The following is a 15,401-nucleotide window of genomic DNA, read 5'->3' as shown; positions in this document are numbered from 1 at the left end:
AGTACCGACCTCAATGTACAGATGCGCGCGCGGACGCCTCCCTGAGAGGATAGCTGCAAGACCGGAACGAACACACAGCGCCGCACACCGCGACATCTGTACATACCCTTGGGCGCGGGGGCACCGTTGATGAATACGTACGTTTCCTTTTGCCACCTGACCCGTACGGCAGGCGATGGGGCGATTGCAGAAGGCGTACGTCCATGCAACGCTCCAAACCTCCGTTCCTTGCCAGTCATGCTGGCACTTCTCTCGCGTATCTATCCTCGCTGTATCCGCCCGCCCTGTCCGTCGCACAGGTAGCAGAGATCACCAGCGAGGCGCCCCAGACCATCCGTAATCGGCTGTGCGCCGGTACATACCCTGTCCCGTCGTTCAAGGTCGGCCGGAAGCGCGCTTTCCGCCTAGTTGATGTTGCAGCGTTTATCGATCGGCAATGTGCCGATGACCCGTCCAATCCCTCCAGCCGGCCAGCCCGACGAGGCCGACCGACGAAGGTCGAACAGGTAGCGAAACTGCAAGCGCAGACGAGCGCCCCCCAATCCGCCCCCTCATCCGGGTTGGTAGGGGGTACGCGATGAACGTGAACGTTCGAATCGACCCATCGGCATGGCAAGCCGGATTTGACGCCGGCAAAACGGGTCGCCCAATGACTCCGTGCCCGCAGAAATTCGACCCATTTTCGTACTTTGCTGGATGGATCGAGGGTGACGCCAAGAGACCGGGGGGCGAGTATAGCCGTGGAGGTGCGGCATGAAGAGCCTCCAGGTAGCCCGCGATGCACGGGAAGAACGCCATAGCGACGAGCCCGGTACCTGGGGCCAAATAGCTTCCACCGCGGCTGGAGCAACGACGACGTCGCGGGAAGAACGGCTGATCAATATCGGCCTATCAATTGAGTCGGAACCACCCAGTGGCGACGATATGACCTTCACGCATGCCGTTTTTTGCCAAGTCGGTCTTCCGCGCGCAAAGGTATTGGAACGAGAGTTTGTGCGGCAATCCGGTTCCGTCTGGCTTAGCGTGCAGGCTGGGTTCCTCGACGAGGGTAACGGACCGGTGGTCCAGCCCATTCCCTATGGAGCGATGCCGCGCCTCGCGCTCGCGTGGGTATCCACCTACGCGAAGCGGCACAAGACACGCGAGATTCCAATCGGCGACAGCGCCGCGGAGTTCCTTCGCTTGGTCGGAATGGACTCGCAGGGAAATCGGTATGCCACGCTGCGCAAGCAAATGCATGCTCTCGCAGCATGTCGGCTGCAGCTCGGCTACAAAGGACGCACGTTCAACGGTCAGCCAGTTGAGCAGTTCGACGCCTGGCTCGGCAACCGGGACGCAAGGCAGCGATCATTGTGGCCAGGCGTCATGCTGCTGTCGGAGAGCTACTTCCAGGAGCTGATGGAGAAAGGGGTCCCCTTGGACAACCGTGCCCTGATGGCCTTGAAAGGCTCAGCATTGGCGCTCGACGTCTATGCTTGGCTGGCCTACCGCCTTCACCAGATACAGGGACGTCCGCCGATTGTTCATTGGCGAAGTCTACGCGAGCAATTCGGCCAGGAATACAAGGGCAAAGACCCGGACAAGGACTTCAAGAAGAAATTCCTGGCAGCGTTGCAAGCCGTGATGGCGGTCTACCCAAAAGCCAAGGTCAAACGCGTGACAGGCGGGCTCCTATTGATGGCATCACCGCCGCCGATTCGACCAGCCGTGCATGCTGTTAGCAAGCGTGTGGACTCAGCGAGTTATCCACGTTAGATCGGCCCCCGCGAAGACGTTAAATCGGCCCCCGTCGCAGGGGGTCGACCACGTTAAATCGGCCCCCTCTACCGCGTTAAATCGGACCTCCCCTAAACCTGTAAGGTTTGCTTGTAACGGTTCCTGTAACTTCCTCTAGTAGTTGGTGCCCGTGGACTTGTGGACAATGCGCTTCGCGCACCGTCGACGGCCCGTGGACAACCGCAAGCGGTTGCCCACAGTCCGACGCCTTTGCCCACAGGGTCCACCGGCCTATTCGCTACATGTGGACAATGCGCTGCGCGCACCGGCCCTTCGGGCCTTTGCCCACACTCCGCTTTCCCAGCTATCGATATGTACGATCGGCAAAAAAGCGGCGGCATCGACGGCACCTATGCTCGCCTTGACGCCCGCCCGGGAAGCTACCTAGCGAGCTCGCTCGAACGCACGATTTGGCCGTAAGCCGCGATGGCTTTTTGAACAGCGGCATCATCATCGATACGCAAGCTCCGGCGCTCGCCGCTGAGCCGCTTCTGCAGCTCGAGCAATTCATCAATTCGACGCACATCCGGCCGCGACTTTTCCCGCTCTTCGGTAATGTCACGCGACGCGATCGCAATCACGTTGCCAATCGTCTCGAGTGCCGTCTCGTAGTCCGCCAGTTGATCATCCGTCCAGGTCATCACATCGCCTCTCGTTCTCGTCGATCCATAAGGCCTGTCACGATCGACTTTGTTTCGCAATTTGGCAATCCCGCCAAGCGCACTTCCATCGTCGCCACGCTTGCCTTTCCGTCGTCCATCGATCGGCTTGTTTGCTCCATCAAGCTGCTCAATTTGCATGCAACCTGGCAGCAGTAAGCGCGTGCCGTCTGATGACCGAAAACCGTCTTATCGATCAGCACTTGTCTGGCAGAAACAACACATTTCCATCCGCCGAGTAGTGTGCCGGAAAGAGTTACTTTGAACTATTCGGAGTCCCTCTTCGCACCCTTCGATTTTGCTTCAAAAAATCGTCCACGCGAGCTACCTTCAAACTTCCACAAACAACAGCGTAACTTCGGTGACAGGGTAGGGTTTGTAATACCGCCAAATTGGCGCCATTCCAACCGGCAGCGCACCAGTCGTTTCACTCCCTATGCGCAGCCTACCGTCCCTGCTCAGGGCTTCGCCCCGAGACCCAGACTTCGAGAGAGAGGGCGTAACAATGAGTACGAGCGAGCAACGAAGGAGGACCGGCATGCTTCCACCAATTCGGTGCTACGAAGACGAGGAAGCTTCGGTCCGGGAGAAGGCGCGCGATTGCGGCATGAGCGTCGGGCAATTCGTGCTCGCGGCAGCGCTTGGCCGTCGCACGCGTACGAAGATCGATACGCACATCCTCAACGAGCTTCGCCGCCTCGGTGGTTTGCAGAAGCATCTGTTCAATGAAGGCGGCGGAATGCTGTCGAAAGAATACGCTGCCATCCTCGTCAAAATTCGTGAGGCAATTGCCCGAATCGGTGACTGAAAATGTTGGCCAAAATCCCGCCGCGACGAGAAGATCTGAAATCGAGTTTCAAGGACTTGGTGGAATACATCACCAATCGCGATGAAGAGAGGAAATATCTGGGCGATGAGGTTGATCCCAGCACCCCACTCGATCGGGAACATCTCAAGACTCTTCAGCGTGCTCGAGAGCATCTTCGGGCAGCAGCAGACTACCTTCGACAGTCCCCGGAAATTGATCGCGATTTCCAACAAAAGGCACGAGCGCGGCGCGCCCTTCTGGGGCTCGAAGAAACAACGATTCAGCCAGCGCATAGCCAGGCCGAAGCGGAAGCCCTCGCAGAACTCCGGTCCGGGCGACTCCTCGGCCAGGCCGAACGTCTCGTTACGCCAACTGGCGTCGCGTGCGAACACAACTGCTTGTCACTGTCGTCTGCTGCGGCTGAAATGGAGGCTGTGGCGACCCAGAATACCCGGGTTAAGGACGCCGTGTACCACGTCGTTCTGTCTTGGCCGGCGAATGAATCACCGTCCGATGCACAGGCGTTCGAATGTGGCGCACACGCGCTTGACGCCGTCGGCATGGCGGATCACCAGTACGTTTTTGCCGTGCATCGCGACACCGACAACACGCACCTGCACATTGCCGTGAATCGCGTGAATCCCGATACGTTCGCAGCGGTCTATCCCGAGCGCGACTATTTCAAGCTGGATCGCGCGATGCGCGAGCTCGAGCTCCGATACGGCTGGCAGCACGACAATGGCCCCTACGCTGTTTTCCAACGCAGCGGTCACGTCGTCATCGATTGGGCGAGCAAAGACCCTGCGACGAAAGGCAAGCGACCGACGCCGGCGGCCGACATGGAGCGGCACGCCGATCAGGAAAGCCTGTTTACCTACGCGCGCGGCGAGCCGCGCAAAGCGCTCTTGGCCACGCTGAAAAATGATCAGCTGACGTGGCGTCAACTGCACAATCTGCTCGCCAAGTACGGGCTCGAGATCCGCGAGAAAGGGCAGGGCTTCGCCATCTACGATCTCGCGGCCGTCGCGACGACGCCGATCAAGGCCAGCGACATGCACGAGGCGCTGGGTAAAGCGCGGCTGACCAAACGGCTCGGGTCGTTCGAGCCGTCCGTGTCGACGACCGGTGCTGTTCTGACCTACGACAAGGATCGACCGCCGAAACGCGACCCGAAGATGCGTGAAGATCGCCGCCAAGAGCGCGCACAAGCGCGACGCGAGCTGCGCGCCCGGTACGGTGCATACAAGAGCACCTTCGTATATCGTCGACTCGACCCGGCTACCGTGCGGCAGCGATTCTCGGATATCCGCGAAGCTGCCCGCCAGAAGCGGCTCGAGATCCGAGAGACTGTCCCGTATGCTTCGGCCCGCAAAGTTCTATACAGCGTCGTTGCATTCGAGACGCTGCGGGACCGTGATCGGCTGCGACGCGAGATCCGCAGGGAGCGTGAGGCGCTATGCGCAGAGCCAACGAATCGCAGACTGTCGTACCGCGAGTGGGTCGAGCGCCAAGCGGCCGCCGGCGACAGCACGGCTATCGGCCAGCTACGCGGCTTCGTCTACAGTGAGAAGCGACGGACGCGAGAGCTGGTGCGGGCGCTGGCCAATGATGATGCCGACGGCATCATTCACGTTGACGATGTCGATCCGGTTGCACGAAGCGTCGCTGATGGGCTGTATTTCCGCGTTCGCCGGGACGGAGCCGTCATCTATCGGCTGGACGACGGCCGCGACGCATTCATCGATCTCGGCCGACGCATTGACGTGCTCGCCAAAGGCAACCGCGACAACGTATCAATCACGACTGCGCTGCGATTGGCAGCGGAAAAGTACGGGGGCGCATTCGAGCTCACGGGCAGCGAAGAATTCAAGCGACGCGCGATCGACATCCTGGTCGAACACCGAATTGAGGTGCGGCTCCGAGACGCCGAGCAGGAAGCGCTGCGGCGTGCCAGGGCAGCGGCTGCAGCGCAGCAGTTGCACCGGCAAACGCCCCGCCGCCCCGGCAAGCCATGACTTGGGCAAATCTTGACCATCCGACACCAGAAAGAAGCGAGGTATTGATCATGACCGATGACGAGGCCAAGGCACGGATCGACGTGCTCCACGACGAGGCGGCGACCATTCTGACCGAGCAAGGGCTGTCGCCCCTGCAGGCTTACCGCTTGATCCTCGAGCGGGTCACCACTCGACACGAGCCTACGTTGCAGTTGCTTGCCGACGCAGCAGCCTATGACCAGTGGTATCAGGAAGAGGTTAGCAAGGGCCTTGAAGAGGCGGACGATCCGAATACCAAATGGGTATCCAATGAAGAAGCAGAAGCTAGCTTTGCCAAGCAGCGAGCCGAGTTACAGGCACGGATCAAGAACGGCAATGAGTGACGATTACACACGCTGCGGTACGCCGCTGGTCTATGCTGACCAGCTCGAGTTGCAGCCCGATATTCTCGCCGAGCTCAGCGAGCAGCAGTCGGACCAGGAGACGCCGCCGTCTACCTGATCCACATTAGGCGCCCCGCCCGGGTGTTGCAGCACACGGGTGGGACTTCCACACCACCACCTGGCTAGAGGTGATGACATGGCAACTGAACATCCTATCAGCCCGGATGCAATCCGGTTCGAAATCGCACGTATGCAGTCGGCAAACGACCTCATGCGTGCAGCCAACAAAGCGCTTGCGAAGGGTGACGATGCGGCCTTGGCCGACATGGGTTTTTCGCCGGAACATGTCGATGAGCTGCGGAAGAACGGTGGCTTCCCGTCGACGTCGATCGGCAATAACACGCGGATGATCACCTACCTGCGATCGATTGGAGAGCCCCATGCACGCTGAACCCACCCGGCCGCTGTCGATCGCGGCCGGCGTGCTGACGCCGGCTACGCTGGCCAGCGCTCCATTACCGCGGCTGGCAGATCCTCGATCGCTGGGCGTTCGAGAGCCCTACGCAGCTCCGGGCCCTCGAGGCCGCAGGCAAGGTGATTCTGCTGGGCCGGTTGCTCGAGCAGCAGCGGCTCGAGCACCAGGTGCTGCGATCGGCGGCCGCGCTCAGGCTGCGCCGGCGAGGCGTGGCAGAGCATGAGATCCTTGAGTTGCAGGAGATCCGCGCCACGCTCGCATAGAAAAACCGGGCCATCAGGCCCAGTCTTGTTTGCTAGAACCCCAACGTCATTCGCAACCGCGATGCCGTGTCATCGACACTTCGACGTGGTACAAGCACCCGTGCCGACGGCAACGCATGATCGTTGAACCACAGCACGAGGTACGTGCTGCCCCGTTCGGCATCTTCGAATTCCCACCGCGACACCTTGTTGATCGGCATCTGCTCGGCGATGCCCTTCTTCTTGTCAACGACTACTACACTCCCCGTCTCCGTCGAGATCCCGACGTACTGACCTTCGGTCGGAGCGCTGGCCTCGACGGCTGGATGAAAACCGGGCGGAGCGACGCGTTGTACCTGTCGCTGCAGTTTTTCGGTCAGATGGCTAGCGAATGCCCGGATCCAGACAATGGCCACGACCAAGCCGGCAACGGACGTTACGATCCACGGCATGCCGTCGCGCACGCCTACACCCACGAGCAGTCCAAATCCGCCGAAGACGAGGCCGGCGATCGACGCGAGAGCCAGCACGACCGGAACTAATACGATTGCCAAATTAAGCATAACTTATTTCCTCACGAGCGCATTCCATCGGTTTCACTTGGCCGGCTTCCACCTTTGTTAGGATTGCGCTTGGGCCCGCGTGGCATGATTTGCTCAAGCTTACCTCCAAACACCGCGAGCATCCCGCGCACTTCACCAGTCGTTTCGCGGCCGAGCGTTGCAGCCGCCGAACCGCCCACCCAGTTGATCACCTGGTCGGGCACAACAAAGATCAGGCTAAAGCTCGTGTGAATCAGATTCGCGCCGAGCATGAAATAAATCGCGAGGTACCCGATGACGCTGACGATGCCCGTCATCGAATCAAATTGGGCGTTCGCGACTGCGATTCCGAAAAATTTCGTGAGTACCGTTCCGCCTTCAATCAGGATGGCTCCGCCGGAGAAGAAACCAATTACCATCAGGATCGGGCGCACCGCCACGTTCAGCAGGAAGATATACCCGTGCGTCGTACGTTGACCCATGCCGTCGCCCTCACCGCCTAGGTGCGTCATCGCCCACAGAGGAGCGGCAACGATGGCTTCGCACACAATCACGAGCCAATTGATGACTGCCCCGAACCAGGTGATGAACGGAATCATGGGCAGGTACAGAGACAAGCCGGCACCAATGAACAGGAGCGGGATGAGCAGCGTGAACAACATCGGCTCCGTCGCGTGCAGTGCAGCTCCGGCGGCTGCACCGAGGCCGGACGCAATGTTCGCAACTTTCCCCCAGATGCTGGCATCTGCGCCCGCGACGACAGCGTTCAAGCCGACCCATACACCGAACGCGCCTTCGACGCCTCCCAAGGTATAGTCACCGAGATTTTTCATCTTGATGAGCGGGTTCATGGTGCCACGTTCTGTGTCTCCGCCGCTGGTCATCGCAGCAATGATCTTCTGCCCAAAGCCCGAGAAGATCTGGCTGAGGGCTTTACCGCCATCCTTTTCACTGGCATTCCCTGCGTTGCCCAACGGTTGTGTCGTCGTCGAGCCAGCTTCTTGAAGCTGGAATGCGCTGTCGACTCGGGAGCGCAGCTGGTAAACGCCATCGTTTCCACCCACCTGCTCTTTGTACACATGTGCGACGGCCGACACTGCATCGGAGAGCTTGCTGTTAGCCTGAGCAAACGTCTGATACCACGCGCCAAGCGACCACCATCCGGCCTCCTTGATCGAACTGCTGAGCTGGCTAGCCAGGCTGCCGATGTTGCCGGTGGTTGTCGCTGCCTGGCTCTGTATCGTGGCCTCGTACTGTTGCGCGGCCGACTGGATTGCTACCTCGGCATCTGGGATAACGGTGCCGGCATTCGTTTGCTGATCAATAACGGCTTGCACGAATACGGCTGCCCCCGGCGACAGCGTGCTTTCCATGGCTTTGAGGGCCTGCAGGTGCGCTTGGAACAGCGCCGTCGTATCAATGGTGCCGCCGAACCAGTTGGTAGATTGGTCTTGTGGGGTGAGCTTCGACGCATCGATATCGGCGCCGCCACAGTATTTCGTGCCGATCGGGTTGCGCAATACGAGGCCTTGGGTGCCTGATGTGATTTGCACGTATTCCTTCTGGTCCGGCGGAATACCCCCATTCGCTCCGACCATGGCGAGGCCCGCGTTGTAGGCATGCATACACAGGTTTGCCTGATACAGGTCTCGCGCAAGCTGTATCGTGCTGGGCATCGCCGGTTGCAGCACCATGCCCTTCCCGTCCGAGAAGGCCTGGATTGCTGCGTCGGTCCCCATGTTGGCGATACCGACACCCATAATCGAAGCAGCCCACAACATCAGCAGTTGCGAGAGTGCCCAGCCGTTGGCCGTTGGCACCAGCGATGCCAGTCCCCACACGAGGCGGATCGGCCCCCACATGGTGCCCTTGTTTTCTCCGTAGACCGCCCCGCTATGCGCCGCTTGAGAGAGCTTTTTGAACCACGTATAGCAAGCGAAGAAGGCTCCGACGACGAGCAGTCCGCCGTTCGTTACCTGGAACAGGCTCGCGAGGATCGTATCGCCGCCTCCAGCCCCGCCTGTTGCGAGCGGGTTGTTAACTACGTTACCGAAGACGCCGACCAAGGCTTGCCGGCTGAGATCGCCCGAGCGGCTCGCCGCTTGGCTGATTTCTCCGAGGCTCGTGCCGTCGGCGAATGCGGGCAACGCGACGAAGCCGGTCAGGGCCGCCGCAAGGAAAAGTGCTGCTCTGCGCTTCATGCCCGCTCCCCTTTCTGCTGTTTCCCGAGCTCCGGATCGAGAACGCTGGCAAGCCACCCGGACTCTCGCATGAAGTCATGCAGGCCACCGTGCTCGGCTCGAGACAGTCGCCGGTTTCGCAGTTGCCACAGGCGGAATTGCGCGGTCAGGCTGGCCATGAACATCACTGGCAGACCGGCCACAAGCGTGAAGATACCGAACACGTTGCCACGTGAAAGGGCATAGACGGCCATCAGGAGGAAAACCGCGCCGGTCCCGATGGCGAGACGCTTCTGAAAAAGAAACCGTCGCTGCAGATCTCCAATGCTTGGTGCGCCGACTGATCGGCAGCGCATCATCTCCTCGAACCCCTGCTCGCTAACGGCACCGCCTTCGCCTTGCTGTTCGGCGCGAGCTTTTTGTTTCGCGCGTGCATACAGCTCCTTGATGTAGACGATGTTCTCGTCGTGCTGCTGTTTTGCTGCCTTGAACGATTGCACGTTCTTTCGGAACGCGTAGAACGGGAGGAAGAGGCGTTTTGCGATCTCAACCCCAGCTGATTTTGCGGTTTGCTTCATGTCCATCACTTGCGCTCCCGGGTATTGGATGTTCGCTTGTTGAGCCACGCAGTGAGGGGGTCTTCGTAATCGAATACGTCCCTCCACCTACACGGCGTGCCTCTAACGGCGTTGAGACGCTCATGCGTGCTCAGGGCGATAACCAGACAGACCGCCGCCGAAGCCAGCCAAATCCAGTTGAAGGGATGAGTGAGAACGACGGCCGTCAGGCACGCCGCGAATGCGATCATCCACCCGCGTTTTGCCCACAGCAGAGCCGCAGTGTTTTCGGTTTCGCCTGTCGTGGCAGAAGGGGCCTGTTTGTTGGTATCAGCGGGGCGCGTCATTGCTGCCCCCGATGGCTCTGTTCAATCCAGGCGAAAACGTCGTGCTCGTACCAACACAGCCTGCGGCTGTGCGGCATCTTGAACGGCGTAGGGATGAGGTGCCGATATTGCGCCTTCGAAACAAAGGTGCGAATGGTGGCGGGAGTTTTGCCGATCAGGTCGGCGAGCTGTTCGATGAATATGACGCGCGGGGATCCGCCGTCCGTGGCTGGTAGGGAGCTCACGTTTTCCTCTCATACACGAGCAAGAGCGCGTGTGGGGTGTCGTTCCCCACGTGCGAGGACCCTATTCGGGCGACTAGCGGAGTACCGAGTCAGTGATCAGAGCGGCTTTGCGCGTTATCCGCCCTGCTCGCTGACTCCCGACGCCTAATGCTGGGTTATCTCTTCGCTGACTTGGCCCAGCGGCTCTAGTGTCATCGTGGCGAACGATGTGAGATCGCCGTCACGAATTGTGTGGAGTAATTTAGAACGAGCGGCCAACGCAGTCAATATTCTTTTAAAAAACAATGGCTTACGTACGCATGTACGTACATAAATACGTAGCACAACATGTGACTTGTTGCGAAGGCAGACGAGATTTATGCAACTTGGGAAACGTCGGCGTTATACGAGTGCCTCGGGCTTCGTGAACCTTCCTAACCCGATTGGCGGCTCCATTCATCTGATGTATTCTGAAGTCGCTCCGCCTCGCCCTACGCAGCCCGAACGGTAGCCTGCCCAATGCGGTATGGCCAATTCGCAGTAGGTCTTACGTCGGATTTCAAGCCATGGAAGGAAGAACGATGAACGAACCTACCAAACGCTCCGCATGGGGCTGGCAACTGCTTGGATGCGTGCTGATGTACGTCGGATTTACCTTATTCGCAGCGATGCTAGCCGCACCACCGGAAAATCCATCTACGCCGCCGATTGTCTATCGTCTTGGCGGGCTGGTTGGGCGGCTACCTGGAGCAGACATCTGGCCGCAGCTCGTGGATATCAACGGCACAATGGCAGGCAACGTTCCGGTACCTTTCGTCGGTGGGGCTATTCTTGTTTTACTCGGCGCCGGGGCTATGAAAATGGGCAGTAGGATTAACGCCCAACGGAAACGTGAGGCCGCCGTTGCACGCGACGAAGCCATACGCATTACCGAAAGAGAGCGCCACCAGTCGCGCCCTAGGTAGCAAGCCCCACGGGCACCCGGGATGCATGGCTCATTTCTTCTACGCTGCCGAACCACCTGCGTTTGGGCCTCTGCATAGGCATCGGCGTCGGCGTTATACGAGTCCGCTAACGCTCAGACCTCGCCAACGCCGTCGACTGGCGCCGACTCCTGCAGATGGATCTTAACGGCACGACGGTACTCGCCACACGGCGGCACGCATCACGCCTGCGCCTTCCGTATCTTGCGGTCCAACCTCCTCACCTGTTTCTCTAGCGCCTCAATCTTAGCCAAATAGGGCCAGAGCTTATCCAAAATACGGTCCTCCCGCTCCTGTAGCTCCTTGACCACGAACGCGTATTCTCGCTCGTACTTGAGTCTGGCGACCCGCGTATCAGACCATGCACGGCTAAGGGGCTCGCTTTCTTTTCTCAGCTTGCGCAACTCACGCATACTGGTCTTCAGTTGTGCCTCGTCGGCCAATTCGGCGGCCAGTTCGGGATTCATCGTGGACCTCTTCCGTTCACCGGTCGGTTGCATTAACCGACCCGGAAAACCGCCGAGCCTGGGCAGCACAACAGTCACTTAAGCCGTTTCGCCAGATCCTCAGCTCGAGGATGGTAGTACCGCATCAGCATACGCGGGTCGCGATGCCCAGTAATCTTCGCCAGCTCATGCACTGGAAATATCGAAGCTAGGCGAGAAGTCGCCTCATGGCGAAGATCGTGGAACCGGAGATCCTCCAGATAGGATTTGCTGGGCACCTTCCCAGCATCTTTGCATTCGGCTACGTAGATAGACCGTGCACGCTCAACAGCACGCTCGAACGCTCGTGTTACCGCATCACTACGAATTGGAAAGACCCTGTCGTCCTCGCTACGCGTCTTCGCAGCTTTTCGTTGCTCCTTGAGCACTTCGACGGCACGTGTCGACAAGGGAACGTCTCTGGAACTCCCGTTCTTGGTTTCCGGGAGATGTGCGACCCGTCGGCGTAGGTCAACGTGTTCCCACTGGAGATCGACGATTTCCCCGCGTCGCATAGCCGTTTCAACGGCGAGCCAAATAATGGCAGGCAGCAAGTCCGAACCACTTGCCGCCACGACACGCTCCAACTCCCCGGCTTCCGTTTGACGAGCAGACTCCGTGTCGGTTTCGGCAACAGCGATACGGCGGGTGCGCGCATTGTTGGCCGGTGGCTTGCGCACGAGCTCGAGGGGATTGAGCAAACTTTCCATGCCCCATTCCTTCCGGGCGATGCTGAAGACATGGGAGAGGACAGCGAGGCGCCGCACGACGCTGGCTGGCTTCAGTGGAGGATTGGTCTGCTTCAACCAATCGTCCCTCAGTTTGGCAATGTCCGCGCTTCGCACCGAAGCCATCGGTCTGGACGCGATGGCCGTGCTCTTCCAAATGCGCAGCAGAGACGCCTCCTGCACATAGCCCTTCTTTGAGGCGGCGATTTCGCGATCGTATCGATCGAGCGCTTCCGCGAGCGTGGTCGATTCCGCTTCGGCGCGGCTGACGAAGACGCCGCGATCGATCTCCGACTCGATCAGCCGAGCCCAAGCCTCTGCTTCAGCTCGCGTGTTGAACGTCTTGATCTGTACCGGGTAGCCCTTGCGGCGAACGCGGGCCTGCCACTGAAGATCGCCTCGACGAGTGATAGATGCCATTCACTGCTCCTCAAGTGTTGCGTCCAAGGCTTTGACAGCCCAAGTGGCGCAAAATTGGCGCAATAAATCGAATCTACCAAAGAAAAAGGGCCTAGCCATCAGCTAAGCCCTTGATTCTATTGGTGGAGCGGAGGAGGATCGAACTCCCGACCTTCGCATTGCGAACGCGACGCTCTCCCAGCTGAGCTACCGCCCCAACAGTCGACCATCATACACACGCATTTCTGCGCTTGGCAATAGGGGTTGAGTCACCCCTGAAGCATTACTTTGACGGCGCGCCAGCCAGTACCCATTCGACCACCGAACGCGCGTCGGTGTCGCTCATGCGCGGATGCGCCGGCATCGGAATCGCGCCCCAGACGCCGGAGCCGCCCTCCTTCACCTTCTTCGACAGCTTTGCCACGGCCTGCGGATCGGCCTTGTAGCGGGCGGCGACTTCCTTGAACGACGGGCCGACGAGCTTGCGATCGACCGCGTGGCAGCCCATGCACGCATTGCCGCGCGCCACCTTCAGGCCGTCGCCGACATCCGCGTGCGCAGCGCCCAGCGTGCCCGCCACGAGCGCCGCGGCTGCAGCGCCCTGCATCATCCACTGTTTCAATTGCTTCATCTGCGTGCTCTTCATTGCGACGGTGCCTTCGGGTTGCCCGGGTGCACGCTCGACGAATTCGAGATCGGCGCGGGCGGCTGCAGCGGCGTGGACTGCACCGACGCGTCGGGCACGGCGCCCACCGTCGCGGTATCCGCCGGCGCGGCGGCCTGCGCACCGGACGCGCCGCTCGCGGGCGACGCCGCCTGCAGCGCCTGCGCGTCCTGCGGCTTCACGTACTGGAACACCTTCACGACTTTCTCGACGCCGGGCACCTGGCTGGCGGCTTCCGCGCCGCGATTGCCCTCGTCGACCGTCACGAGCCCCATCAGGTAAAGGTTGCCGCGTTCGCTGACCACCTTGTAGTAGTTCGCCGAGATGCCCTTCGTCGCGATCAGCTCGGACTTCACGCGCCCCTCGAGGTACGAGTCGTTGGCGCGCGACGACAGCGACGACGCCGGCTCGACCGACAGCTCGTTGACGATGCCGTTCACGTTGTTGATGCCGCGCACGATTTCCTCGGCGCGCTGCTTCGATGCATCGTTCGGCACCTCGCCCGTCAGCAGCACGCGGCGGTTGAACACCGTGACGTTCACGTGCGACTGGTCGGGCAGCCCGTTGTTGATCTGCGTGAGCGACTTGACCTGGATCTCACGGTCCTCCGTCTGCGCGCCGAGCGTACGGCGGTCGGTCGCGACCAGCGCGCCGCCGCCGGCCGCTGCGCCGACGATCCCGAGCACACAACCCTGCAGCGACACGGCGAGGCCCGCCGTCAGCGCGGCGAGCAGCGTGGTTCTGACGAGCGTCTGTTTGACGCGGCTTTGATTCATCGACGGCTCTCCTTCGTTCAATCCTCACCCAGCAGCATCGCGTCGATGCCGTCGCACAGGCAGTGGATGGTCAGCAGATGGACTTCGTGGACGCGCGCCGCACGAACGGCGGGCACGTTGATCGGAATATCGGTGTCGGATAGCGCGGCCGCGACTGCATGGCCATCGCCGCCCGTCAGCGCGACGACGGTCATCTCGCGCTCGTGCGCTTCGTCGATCGCCGCCAGCACGCGCGGCGACGCGCCGCCCGGATCGAGCACCAGCAGGATGTCGCCGGTCTGGCCGAGCACGCGCACCTGCTGGGCGAACAGTTGCTCGGCGGACACCGCACCCGCGAGGCCGCCCTGCGACGCATCGGTGGCCAGCGCGATCGCGGGCAGGCCCGGACGCTCGCGCTCGAATCCGCCGACGAGCGACACGGCGAGGTAGTGCGCGGCGGCGGCCGACGGGCCGTCACCACACGCGACGATCTTGTTGCCGTTCGCCAGCGCGGCGAACATCGCATCGACCGCGGCTGCGATCGGCAGCGACAGTGCATCGGCCGCTTCGGCGTGAAGCGCGGCGCTGTCGCGGAAATGTTGCTGAATACGTTCGACTGACATCGATTCCTGGTGAACTGGGCGCGCGGCACGCATCGCGCGACATCGTGGGTGCGGCGAGTTTACCGTACTCCGGCACGCTCTCCGGGGGTCCGGCAAGAACTCTTTACATCTCGTCACAGCTCGCGGCTACGCATCGTCGGCACGAAATGCGTCGCGCAGCCACTCGAGCCGCCCGGCCTCGAACGCGACGACGTCGAAGCGGCACGCGGCACCGGCGCCGTGGCGCGCCCAGAACTGGAGCGCGGCCGCCACCAGGCGCCGCCGCTTGCGCCAGCCGACGCTCGCGGCCGCGCCGCCATGCCGGACGCTGCGCCGCGCGCGCACCTCGACGAACACGAGCATGCCGTCGGCCTCGCGCATCACGAGATCGAGCTCGCCGCCGCGCATCGTCACGTTCGCCGCGACGAACACGAGGCCGCGGCGTTCGAGAAACTGCCGTGCACGCTGCTCGAACGCCGCGCCGACCGGCCTGGATCGCGCCGCGCCGGAAAAGTTGTCGCCCGCGCGCGGCAAACCGCGCCCGTCGCCCGGCCGCGCCGGCGCCGCGTGGCACAATGCCGTCCTTGTTCCGCTTGCGCCGCGATTGCGCGCATTG

19 protein-coding genes and 1 tRNA gene are annotated in these 15,401 nt (G+C 61.0%); 8 read left to right on the top strand and 12 right to left on the bottom strand.

Features of this window, described 5'->3' with window-relative positions:
* The first annotated feature begins 753 nt into the window (after positions 1-753).
* The gene (locus E9536_RS37785) at positions 754-1,755 is read left to right on the top strand and encodes a replication protein RepA (RefSeq protein WP_136472701.1); all 1,002 of its coding nucleotides are present in this window, start codon (positions 754-756) and stop codon (positions 1,753-1,755) included.
* Between the two features lie 401 nt (positions 1,756-2,156).
* On the opposite strand, the gene E9536_RS42300 is transcribed toward E9536_RS37785, so the two are convergent.
* A complete protein-coding gene (locus tag E9536_RS42300; RefSeq protein ID WP_247873556.1) occupies positions 2,157-2,576 on the bottom strand; it encodes a hypothetical protein in 420 nt (139 codons plus the stop codon).
* A 397-nt stretch (positions 2,577-2,973) separates the two neighbouring features.
* Between E9536_RS42300 and mobA the strand changes: the two genes are divergently transcribed.
* From mobA to E9536_RS41950, 6 genes are all read left to right on the top strand, one after another.
* Positions 2,974-3,243 (top strand): plasmid mobilization protein MobA, encoded by a 270-nt coding sequence (mobA, locus tag E9536_RS37775; protein ID WP_211097529.1) that lies wholly within the window; start codon positions 2,974-2,976, stop codon positions 3,241-3,243.
* A 2-nt stretch (positions 3,244-3,245) separates the two neighbouring features.
* Positions 3,246-5,258 (top strand): TraI/MobA(P) family conjugative relaxase, encoded by a 2,013-nt coding sequence (gene traI, locus E9536_RS37770; RefSeq protein WP_247873555.1) that lies wholly within the window; start codon positions 3,246-3,248, stop codon positions 5,256-5,258.
* Between the two features lie 50 nt (positions 5,259-5,308).
* Positions 5,309-5,623 carry a hypothetical protein gene (locus E9536_RS37765; RefSeq protein ID WP_009932169.1) on the top strand — a complete coding sequence of 105 codons (315 nt, stop codon included), beginning with the start codon at positions 5,309-5,311 and terminating at the stop codon, positions 5,621-5,623.
* Entirely contained in the window at positions 5,616-5,741 is a 126-nt protein-coding gene (locus tag E9536_RS42595; protein WP_259647389.1) for a hypothetical protein, read from the top strand. Before E9536_RS37765 ends, E9536_RS42595 begins: the two co-directional genes overlap by 8 nt.
* A 78-nt stretch (positions 5,742-5,819) precedes the next feature.
* A complete protein-coding gene (locus E9536_RS37760) occupies positions 5,820-6,074 on the top strand; it encodes a hypothetical protein (protein ID WP_232509860.1) in 255 nt (84 codons plus the stop codon).
* A gap of 143 nt (positions 6,075-6,217) precedes the next feature.
* On the top strand, positions 6,218-6,361 hold the full coding sequence (locus E9536_RS41950; RefSeq protein WP_211097528.1) for a hypothetical protein: 144 nt from the start codon (positions 6,218-6,220) through the stop codon (positions 6,359-6,361).
* A gap of 32 nt (positions 6,362-6,393) precedes the next feature.
* Here the strand turns inward: E9536_RS41950 and E9536_RS37755 are convergent, their stop codons facing one another.
* The 4 genes from E9536_RS37755 to E9536_RS37740 all read right to left on the bottom strand — a co-directional run bounded on the left by E9536_RS37755 (position 6,394) and on the right by E9536_RS37740 (position 10,190).
* Positions 6,394-6,903 (bottom strand): hypothetical protein, encoded by a 510-nt coding sequence (locus tag E9536_RS37755; protein ID WP_136472696.1) that lies wholly within the window; start codon positions 6,901-6,903, stop codon positions 6,394-6,396.
* Between the two features lie 11 nt (positions 6,904-6,914).
* A complete protein-coding gene (locus tag E9536_RS37750; protein ID WP_136472694.1) occupies positions 6,915-9,083 on the bottom strand; it encodes a DotA/TraY family protein in 2,169 nt (722 codons plus the stop codon).
* Positions 9,080-9,646 carry a hypothetical protein gene (locus E9536_RS37745; RefSeq protein WP_136472692.1) on the bottom strand — a complete coding sequence of 189 codons (567 nt, stop codon included), beginning with the start codon at positions 9,644-9,646 and terminating at the stop codon, positions 9,080-9,082. The genes E9536_RS37750 and E9536_RS37745 overlap by 4 nt, the downstream gene beginning before the upstream one ends.
* Positions 9,647-9,962: 316 nt before the next feature.
* Positions 9,963-10,190, bottom strand: coding sequence for a hypothetical protein (locus E9536_RS37740; protein ID WP_009971166.1), 228 nt, complete (start codon positions 10,188-10,190; stop codon positions 9,963-9,965).
* 560 nt (positions 10,191-10,750) lie between these two features.
* Between E9536_RS37740 and E9536_RS37735 the strand changes: the two genes are divergently transcribed.
* Positions 10,751-11,134 carry a hypothetical protein gene (locus E9536_RS37735; RefSeq protein WP_136472690.1) on the top strand — a complete coding sequence of 128 codons (384 nt, stop codon included), beginning with the start codon at positions 10,751-10,753 and terminating at the stop codon, positions 11,132-11,134.
* Between the two features lie 200 nt (positions 11,135-11,334).
* Here the strand turns inward: E9536_RS37735 and E9536_RS37730 are convergent, their stop codons facing one another.
* The 7 genes from E9536_RS37730 to E9536_RS37700 all read right to left on the bottom strand — a co-directional run bounded on the left by E9536_RS37730 (position 11,335) and on the right by E9536_RS37700 (position 15,361).
* Positions 11,335-11,619 (bottom strand): hypothetical protein, encoded by a 285-nt coding sequence (locus E9536_RS37730; protein ID WP_136472688.1) that lies wholly within the window; start codon positions 11,617-11,619, stop codon positions 11,335-11,337.
* 74 nt (positions 11,620-11,693) lie between these two features.
* A complete protein-coding gene (locus E9536_RS37725) occupies positions 11,694-12,785 on the bottom strand; it encodes a site-specific integrase (protein ID WP_136472686.1) in 1,092 nt (363 codons plus the stop codon).
* Between the two features lie 120 nt (positions 12,786-12,905).
* A tRNA-Ala gene (locus E9536_RS37720) sits at positions 12,906-12,981 on the bottom strand.
* A gap of 66 nt (positions 12,982-13,047) precedes the next feature.
* Entirely contained in the window at positions 13,048-13,410 is a 363-nt protein-coding gene (locus E9536_RS37715) for a c-type cytochrome (protein WP_136472684.1), read from the bottom strand.
* Entirely contained in the window at positions 13,407-14,204 is a 798-nt protein-coding gene (locus tag E9536_RS37710; protein WP_027788619.1) for a BON domain-containing protein, read from the bottom strand. Before E9536_RS37710 ends, E9536_RS37715 begins: the two co-directional genes overlap by 4 nt.
* A 17-nt stretch (positions 14,205-14,221) precedes the next feature.
* On the bottom strand, positions 14,222-14,806 hold the full coding sequence (locus tag E9536_RS37705) for an SIS domain-containing protein (RefSeq protein ID WP_027788620.1): 585 nt from the start codon (positions 14,804-14,806) through the stop codon (positions 14,222-14,224).
* Positions 14,807-14,932: 126 nt separating this feature from the next.
* Positions 14,933-15,361: a YraN family protein gene (locus E9536_RS37700; RefSeq protein WP_185734092.1), complete on the bottom strand. Its 429-nt coding sequence runs from the start codon at positions 15,359-15,361 to the stop codon at positions 14,933-14,935.
* Positions 15,362-15,401 lie beyond the last annotated feature (40 nt).

The organism is Burkholderia sp. LS-044 (genome assembly GCF_004803625.1).
GTDB classification, from domain to species: domain Bacteria; phylum Pseudomonadota; class Gammaproteobacteria; order Burkholderiales; family Burkholderiaceae; genus Burkholderia; species Burkholderia cepacia.
This window is presented reverse-complemented; position numbering and strand designations above follow the sequence as displayed.

What these genes read in the sequence shown, in the direction of transcription:
- E9536_RS37705 (WP_027788620.1), bottom strand. Translation starts at nt 14,806, where the DNA reads ATGTCAGTCGAACGTATTCAGCAACATTTCCGCGACAGCGCCGCGCTT.
- E9536_RS37745 (WP_136472692.1), bottom strand. Translation starts at nt 9,646, where the DNA reads ATGGACATGAAGCAAACCGCAAAATCAGCTGGGGTTGAGATCGCAAAA.
- E9536_RS37710 (WP_027788619.1), bottom strand. Translation starts at nt 14,204, where the DNA reads ATGAATCAAAGCCGCGTCAAACAGACGCTCGTCAGAACCACGCTGCTC.
- E9536_RS37715 (WP_136472684.1), bottom strand. Translation starts at nt 13,410, where the DNA reads ATGAAGAGCACGCAGATGAAGCAATTGAAACAGTGGATGATGCAGGGC.
- mobA (WP_211097529.1), top strand. Translation starts at nt 2,974, where the DNA reads ATGCTTCCACCAATTCGGTGCTACGAAGACGAGGAAGCTTCGGTCCGG.
- E9536_RS37765 (WP_009932169.1), top strand. Translation starts at nt 5,309, where the DNA reads ATGACCGATGACGAGGCCAAGGCACGGATCGACGTGCTCCACGACGAG.
- traI (WP_247873555.1), top strand. Translation starts at nt 3,246, where the DNA reads ATGTTGGCCAAAATCCCGCCGCGACGAGAAGATCTGAAATCGAGTTTC.
- E9536_RS37725 (WP_136472686.1), bottom strand. Translation starts at nt 12,785, where the DNA reads ATGGCATCTATCACTCGTCGAGGCGATCTTCAGTGGCAGGCCCGCGTT.
- E9536_RS42300 (WP_247873556.1), bottom strand. Translation starts at nt 2,576, where the DNA reads ATGCAAATTGAGCAGCTTGATGGAGCAAACAAGCCGATCGATGGACGA.
- E9536_RS37735 (WP_136472690.1), top strand. Translation starts at nt 10,751, where the DNA reads ATGAACGAACCTACCAAACGCTCCGCATGGGGCTGGCAACTGCTTGGA.
- E9536_RS37730 (WP_136472688.1), bottom strand. Translation starts at nt 11,619, where the DNA reads ATGAATCCCGAACTGGCCGCCGAATTGGCCGACGAGGCACAACTGAAG.
- E9536_RS37785 (WP_136472701.1), top strand. Translation starts at nt 754, where the DNA reads ATGAAGAGCCTCCAGGTAGCCCGCGATGCACGGGAAGAACGCCATAGC.
- E9536_RS42595 (WP_259647389.1), top strand. Translation starts at nt 5,616, where the DNA reads ATGAGTGACGATTACACACGCTGCGGTACGCCGCTGGTCTATGCTGAC.
- E9536_RS37755 (WP_136472696.1), bottom strand. Translation starts at nt 6,903, where the DNA reads ATGCTTAATTTGGCAATCGTATTAGTTCCGGTCGTGCTGGCTCTCGCG.
- E9536_RS37750 (WP_136472694.1), bottom strand. Translation starts at nt 9,083, where the DNA reads ATGAAGCGCAGAGCAGCACTTTTCCTTGCGGCGGCCCTGACCGGCTTC.
- E9536_RS37760 (WP_232509860.1), top strand. Translation starts at nt 5,820, where the DNA reads ATGGCAACTGAACATCCTATCAGCCCGGATGCAATCCGGTTCGAAATC.